This window comes from Moorena sp. SIO4A1 (assembly GCF_010672065.1).
Taxonomy (GTDB): domain Bacteria; phylum Cyanobacteriota; class Cyanobacteriia; order Cyanobacteriales; family Coleofasciculaceae; genus Moorena.
The window spans coordinates 1-1134 of record NZ_JAAHHX010000958.1 but is presented as its reverse complement, the minus strand read 5'-3'; the positions used below and the strand labels follow the sequence as shown (position 1 = coordinate 1134).

General features: G+C 45.0%; 1 protein-coding gene. It reads right to left on the bottom strand.

Translation table 11 applies throughout. The features are described 5' to 3' along the window. Positions 1-128: 128 nt before the first annotated feature. A complete protein-coding gene (locus tag F6K53_RS44435) occupies positions 129-1115 on the bottom strand; it encodes a tetratricopeptide repeat protein (RefSeq protein WP_293087320.1) in 987 nt (328 codons plus the stop codon). Positions 1116-1134 lie beyond the last annotated feature (19 nt).

Genomic DNA, 1134 nt, shown 5'->3' with positions numbered 1-1134 from the left:
TTGTCTCCTAACTCAGAGTAGGCAAAGCCCATGTTATTGAGTGTAGTCGCTTTCCCAACTTTGTCTCCTACTTTATCCCATAGCGACAGTGCTTCGTTGAATTTGTCCAGTGCCTGCTGTTTTTTTCCCTAGTCGTTGTAGAGGGCACCGATACTAGTCAAAGTACTAGCTGCTCCACTTTTGTCTTCGAGATCAAGCCTTAACTGTAGTGCTTGATTATAGTAGTTTAGTGCCTGCTCTTTTTCTCCCCAGTCATTGTAGATTCCGGCGATATTGTTGAGAGCTTGAGCTACTAGGCTCGGATCCCTCACGGCACGTGCTAGCTTTAGTGCTTCTTCCAACTTTACAAGTCCTAGCTGTCTTTCTCCAAAGAGAATATAGACAGTTCCTATGTTGCCGAGGCTAAGGGCTTCCCCTGCTGGATCTTTCGCCGCACGCCTTAGCTCGAGTGCTTTGTTGAAGTGTTCCAGTGCTTTCTGTTTTTCTCTCCAGTCAGCGTAAATTGAGCCAATGTTGTTGAGCGTGCTTGCTTCATTAGCTGGATCTCCTAAATCGCGTATTATCTCTAATGCTTCATTGAATTTTTCCAACGCTTGTTGCTTATTTTCCAAATCAGAGTAAATATAGCCAATGTTATTAAGAGAGACAGCCTCTCCACGTCTGTCTCCCGTATCACGCATAAGCGAAAGTACTCTCTCGTAGTAGTCTAGTGCTTGCTGTTTCTCTCCTCGGTCAGAGTATATTGCGCCGATGTTATTGAGTGTGTAAGCCTCTCCACGCTTGTCTTCCACGGCACGAGTAAGGGGCAGTGCTTGCTGGTAGTGTTCCAGAGCTTGTTGTTTCTTTCCCAAATTAGAGTAGGCTAAGCCGATATTGTTGAGCGTAGTTGCTTCTCCACGTTGTTGATCTTTCAGGTCACGCCACAGCGACAGAGCTTGTTTGTAGTACTTCAGAGCTTGTTGTGCATTGCTCCAGTCATAGTAAACTAGACCGATGTTGTTAAGAGTTTCGGCCTCTTCAGGTTTATATTCTAAAGTACGCACCAGCTGTAGTGCCTCGTTTAATTTTTCTAGCGCTCGCTCTTTCTCTCCAAAAACAGAGTATATTAAGGCGATTCTGTTGATTGCAAAAACC